We start from the raw sequence: 5319 nt of genomic DNA, 5'->3' as shown, positions 1-5319 counted from the left end.
GAGCGCCGATCAGATGATGCAGTTCGTCACCAACAACCTGTAACGGGGTGACGACCATGCGCGCCATTCTCGTCCTGCTGTCGGTGGCGCTGCTGTCCGCCTGCGCGGGCAGGCAGCACAAGCCGGACCCGGACTTTGCCGCCACCTATCCGGAGCCGCCGCAGGCCGCGCCCGGTTCGGCCGGTGGCGCCATTTTCCAGGCCAGCTACCAGCCCGGCGCCACGCTGTACCTGTTCGAGGACGTCAAGCCGCGCCGCGCCGGCGACGTGCTGACGGTGGTCCTGGTGGAGGAAACCAGCGCCAGCAAGGCGGCCAAGACGGCCACCAGCAAGGACAGCAGCGTGGACATCGCCAACCCGACCCTGCTCGGCGCGCCGGTGCAGTTCAACACGCCCAACGCCCTGCCGCTGGCCAGCCACAGCAACAACACCCTCGCCAGCAGCCTCAGCGGCGAGCGCGAGTTCTCCGGCAGCGGCAACAGCAGCCAGAGCAACAAACTCACCGGTCGCGTCACGGTGACCGTGGCGCAGGTGCTGCCCAACGGCAACCTGGTGGTGCGCGGCGAGAAATGGCTCAAGCTCAACCAGGGCGAGGAGTACGTACAGATTTCCGGCATCGTGCGCCCGGCCGACATCCGCACCGACAACACCGTGCTGTCGACCCAGGTGGCCGACGCACGCATCGCCTACACCGGCAAGGGCGCCGTCAACGACGCCAACGTCATGGGCTGGCTGGCGCGCTTTTTCACCAGCGCGCTGTTCCCGTTCTGAGGCTGCGGACCATGAAACGTCTGATCGAACACATCCTGCTCGCCGGCCTGCTGGTGCTGATGGCGCCGGCCCAGGCCGAGCGCATCAAGGACCTGGCCGGCATCGCCGGTGTGCGCAGCAACCAGCTGATCGGCTACGGCCTGGTGGTGGGCCTGGACGGCACCGGCGACCAGACCAGCCAGACCCCGTTCACCATCCAGAGCATCCGCAACATGCTGGCCCAGTTCGGCGTGGTGGTGCCGGCCAACGTCAACCCGCAGCTGAAGAACGTGGCGGCGGTGGTGGTGCATGCCAGCCTGCCGCCGTTCGCCCGCACCGGCCAGACCATCGACATCACCGTGTCGTCGCTGGGCAATGCCAAGAGCCTGCGCGGCGGCAGCCTGTTACTGACCCCGCTCAAGGGCGCCGACGGCCAGGTGTACGCCATGGCGCAGGGTTCGGTGGCGGTCGGTGGTCTTGGCGTGTCCGGCGCGGACGGCTCCAAGATCAGCGTCAACGTGCCCAGCGCCGGCCTGATCCCCGGCGGCGCAACGGTCGAGCGCGAGGTGCCCAGCCCGTTCGCCGATGGCGGGCCGCTGACGCTGCAGCTGAACCGGGCCGACTTCACCACCGCCAACCGCATTGCCCAGGTCATCAACCGCAGCTTCGGCGAAGGCACGGCGGTCAGTCACGACGCCACCGCCATCGAGGTGCGCGCGCCGCAGGACCCGCAGCAGCGCGTGGCGTTCGTGTCCATCGTCGAGAACCTCACGGTCGATCCCGGCGCGGCGCCGGCGCGGGTGGTCATCAATACCCGCACCGGTACCGTGGTGATGGGCGGCGAGGTGCGCGTCATGCCGGCGGCGGTGTCGCACGGCAGCCTCACGGTGACCATCGCCGAGCGGGCCGACGTCAGTCAGCCGGCGCCGTTCTCGCGTGGCGAGACGGTGGTCACGCCGCGCAGCGAGATCGAGGTCAGCGAGGAGCGCAGCCCGATGTTCCTGTTCGGCCCGGCGGTGACGCTGGCGCAGGTGGTCGAGGCGGTGAACCGCGTCGGTGCCGGCCCGTCCGACCTGGTGGCCATTCTCGAGGCGCTGCGCGAGGCGGGTGCCCTGCGCGCCGAGCTGGTGGTGATCTGAGGCCATGCTGCCCGCCGCCGTCTACACCGACCCGAACGGCCTGGCCGGCCTGAAGGCCGCCGTGCGGTCCGACGCGGCGGCCGCCGCGCCCGAGGTGGCGCGCCAGGCGGAGGCGCTGTTCCTGGGCGAGTTGCTCAAGACCTTGCGCGACAGCGGTTTCGGACCCGGCCTGCTGGACGGCCCGCAGGCGCAGATGTACCGCGACCTGCTGCACCGGCAGCTGGCCATGGATCTGAGCCAGCACGGGGGGCTCGGCTTCGCGCAGTCGCTGGTGGGCGCGCTGGGTGGGGAGGCGGCATCGCCGGCACGGTCGCCGGCCGGTCTCGGCAGCCTGCCGCGTGGCGTGTCGGGCCTGCCGCCGCTGGCGCGTCCGCCAGGTGCCGCGTCCGCGGGCGGCGGCTACGAATCGCCGGCGGCGTTCGTCACGCAGCTGTGGCCGCACGCGCAGCGCGTCGGTCGGGCGCTGGGCATCGACGGCCGGGTCATCCTGGCGCAGGCGGCGCTGGAAACCGGCTGGGGCGAGCGCATGGCGCGCACGCCGGACGGTCGGCCCAGCCACAACCTGTTCGGCATCAAGGCCCACGGCTGGGGCGGGGCGGTGACCACGGTGCCGACGCTGGAGTTTCGCGACGGCGCCCTGCAGCGCGAGGTGGCGCAGTTTCGCGCCTACGGTTCGCCGGCCGAGGCCTTCGACGACTACCTGCGTTTTCTGACCGACAACCCGCGTTACCGGCAGGCGCTGGCGGCCGGGGATGCGACCGGCTTCGCCCGCGGCCTGCAGGCCGCCGGCTATGCCACCGACCCCGATTACGCCGACAAGATCCTGGGCGTCATGGCCAGCCCGCTGCTGGCCGACCTCGACGGTGACACTGCTGCCGGAGCACGGGCATGAGCGCGCTGAACATCGGAGTGTCCGGGCTGCTGGCGTTCCAGCGCTCGCTCGACGTCACCGCCCACAACATCAGCAACGTCGCCACCGACGGCTACAGCCGCCAGCGGGCCGAGTTCACGCCGGCCACGGCCCAGTACCTCGGGGACAGCTACTACGGCAACGGCGTGCAGGTGGCCACCGTGCAGCGCGCCTACGACCGCTTCGTCACGGCCGAGCTGTGGGGGCAGACGGCGGCGCAGAAAAGCCTGCAGACGGTGGCCGACCTGAGCACGCGCCTGGGCGCGCCGCTGTCGGACGCCTCGTCCAGCCTGCAGGGCGCGCTGTCGGACTACTACGCGGCGCTGCGCACGGTGGCGGCGGCGCCGCAGGACGCCTCGGCGCGCCAGGCGGCGCTGTCCAGCATGCAGACGCTGGCGACCCGGGTGCACACCCTGGACGGGACGTTCCGCAGCCTGGAGCAGGAAATCAACGGCCGCATCACCGCCACGGTGAGCGAGATCAGCGCTCTGGCCAGCCAGATCGCCGACGTCAACCGGCGCATCGCCACCTCGGGCACGGCGCCGGCCAACGACCTGCTCGACAGCCGCGACCGGCTGATCGGCCAGCTGTCCTCGAAGATCGCGGTGCAGACCATTCCGCAGAACGACGGCACGCTGAACGTGATGATCGGCACCGGGCAGTCGCTGGTCACCGGCACGCAGGCGTTCACGCTGAGCATCGGCGGTGGCCAGTACGACCCGGCGCGCCCGGAGATCTACTTCACCGGATCGAGCGGCACCGGCGCGGTGACCGAGCAGATGAGCGGTGGCGAACTGGGCGGCCTGCTCGATTTCCGCCGTCAGGTGCTGGACCCGGCCCGCGCCTCGGTGGGCCGGGTGGTGACCGGACTGGCCATCACCGCCAACGCGCAGCACCAGCTGGGCCTGGACGCCTACGGTGAGCTCGGCGGCAACCTGTGGAACGATCTTCGCGCCGCGCCGCGCGTAATGAGCGGCAGCGCCAATACCGGCAACGGGGTGGTCGACGCCAGCATCGGCGACGTGGCTGGCCTCACCGACAGCCGCTATCGGCTGGCGCGCGACGCCGGCGGGTATTCGCTCACGCGCCTGGGGGACGGCAAGGTGTTCGCGCTGAGCACCTTCCCCGGCGCCCCGGAAACGGTGGACGGCGTGACGCTGAGCCTGGCCTCGGGTGCACTGGCGGTCGGCGACAGTTACCTGATCGACCCGGCCGGCGATGCGGCGCGCCAGTTCGGTCTGGCCATTGCCGATCCGGCGCGCCTGGCGCTGGCCGGGCCGGTGCGCGGCGCGGTCGATGCCGGCAACGTCGGTACCGGACAGCTCGGCGCGCCCGGTGCCGTGTCGCTGCCGACGCCCGCCGGCGATCTGCTGAACCCGGTCACCATCACCTTCACGTCGGCCACCACCTTCGACGTGACCGGCAGCGGTGCCGGTTTGCCGGCGACGGGCGTGGCCTACGATCCGGTCGCCGGCGCCACGCTGAGTTTCAACGGCTGGAGCGTGCGCCTGGACGGTGCGCCGGCGGCCGGCGACGTGTTCCGTGTCGAACCGAACAGCGGCGGCAGCGGCGACGGCCGCAACGCCCAGGCCCTGGCCGGCTACGAGTCGCGGCAGGTGCTCGAAGGCGGGCGGGCCAGCGCGCTGACCAGCTACGCCGGGCTGCTGGCACGGGTCGGCAGCGCCGGTCAGCAGGCGCGCATCGGTGCCGACGCGCGCCAGGTGCTGGTCGATCAGGCGCGGGCCTCCCAGGCGGCGGTGTCCGGGGTCAACCTCGACGAGGAAGCCGCCAACCTGGTGCAGCTGCAGCAGGCCTATCAGGCGGCGGCGCAGATCATCTCGATCAGCGACGCCATGTTCGCCAGTCTTCTGAACGCGGTGGCCCGGTGATGCGTGTATCGACAGCCGATTTCTATGCCCGCAGCCTGGCCACCATGCAGCAGCGCGAGACCGTGCTGGCGCAGGTACAGCGCCAACTCGGCAGTGGCCTGCGCCTGGAGAACCCGGTCGACGACCCGGCCGGTGCGGCGAGCGTCAGCCGCTTCAGCGCGGCGCTGGCGGCCGGCAGCTCGTTCGATGCGACGGTGAACCGCGCCAATGCCGCCCTGATGGCCGAGGAGGGCGCTCTGGCCAGCGTCGGTGACGTGCTGCAGCGGGTGCGCGAACTGGCGCTGCAGGGCGTGTCTTCGACGCAGTCGGTGCAGTCGCGATCGGGCCTGGCGGCCGAGGTCGAGGCGCTGCGCGGCCAACTGCTGGCGCTGGCCAACAGCCGCGGTACCGATGGCGAGCATCTGTTCGCCGGCTACAGCGTCACCGCCCCCCCGTTCCAGGAAAGCGCCGGCGTGGTCCGCTACGTTGGCGACGGCGGTCAGCGCCGGCTCGAGGTCGGGCCTGGCAACAGCATCGCCATCGCCGACACCGGCGCGGCGGTGTTTGCCGGCGCGCGGGCCGGTAACGGCAGTTTCGTGACGACCGCCGGGGCGGCCAATGCCGGCACACTGCTGGTCGGCGGCACATCGGTG

5 protein-coding genes are annotated in these 5319 nt (G+C 71.7%); all 5 read left to right on the top strand.

The window, feature by feature from the left end; translation table 11 throughout:
- Positions 1–56 precede the first annotated feature (56 nt).
- Positions 57–770 (top strand): flagellar basal body L-ring protein FlgH, encoded by a 714-nt coding sequence (gene flgH / locus ABYX71_RS10180; RefSeq protein ID WP_372696389.1) that lies wholly within the window; start codon positions 57–59, stop codon positions 768–770.
- 11 nt (positions 771–781) lie between these two features.
- The gene (locus ABYX71_RS10175) at positions 782–1888 is read left to right on the top strand and encodes a flagellar basal body P-ring protein FlgI (protein WP_372696388.1); all 1107 of its coding nucleotides are present in this window, start codon (positions 782–784) and stop codon (positions 1886–1888) included.
- A 4-nt stretch (positions 1889–1892) separates the two neighbouring features.
- Complete coding sequence (flgJ, locus tag ABYX71_RS10170; RefSeq protein WP_372696387.1) at positions 1893–2780, top strand: flagellar assembly peptidoglycan hydrolase FlgJ; 888 nt, start codon at positions 1893–1895, stop codon at positions 2778–2780.
- Complete coding sequence (gene flgK / locus ABYX71_RS10165) at positions 2777–4687, top strand: flagellar hook-associated protein FlgK (protein ID WP_372696386.1); 1911 nt, start codon at positions 2777–2779, stop codon at positions 4685–4687. The genes flgJ and flgK overlap by 4 nt, the downstream gene beginning before the upstream one ends.
- A partial coding sequence (gene flgL / locus ABYX71_RS10160; RefSeq protein ID WP_372696385.1) for a flagellar hook-associated protein FlgL occupies positions 4687–5319 on the top strand: 633 nt, incomplete at its 3' end. The genes flgK and flgL, both read left to right, overlap by 1 nt.

Origin of the sequence: Immundisolibacter sp. (genome assembly GCF_041625615.1) — a bacterium.
Taxonomy (GTDB): Bacteria; Pseudomonadota; Gammaproteobacteria; order Immundisolibacterales; family Immundisolibacteraceae; genus Immundisolibacter.
This window is presented reverse-complemented; position numbering and strand designations above follow the sequence as displayed.

Excerpts from the sequence above, each read along its gene's own strand:
- flgH (WP_372696389.1), top strand. The coding sequence starts at position 57 with ATGCGCGCCATTCTCGTCCTGCTGTCGGTGGCGCTGCTGTCCGCCTGC.
- ABYX71_RS10175 (WP_372696388.1), top strand. The coding sequence starts at position 782 with ATGAAACGTCTGATCGAACACATCCTGCTCGCCGGCCTGCTGGTGCTG.
- flgJ (WP_372696387.1), top strand. The coding sequence starts at position 1,893 with ATGCTGCCCGCCGCCGTCTACACCGACCCGAACGGCCTGGCCGGCCTG.
- flgK (WP_372696386.1), top strand. The coding sequence starts at position 2,777 with ATGAGCGCGCTGAACATCGGAGTGTCCGGGCTGCTGGCGTTCCAGCGC.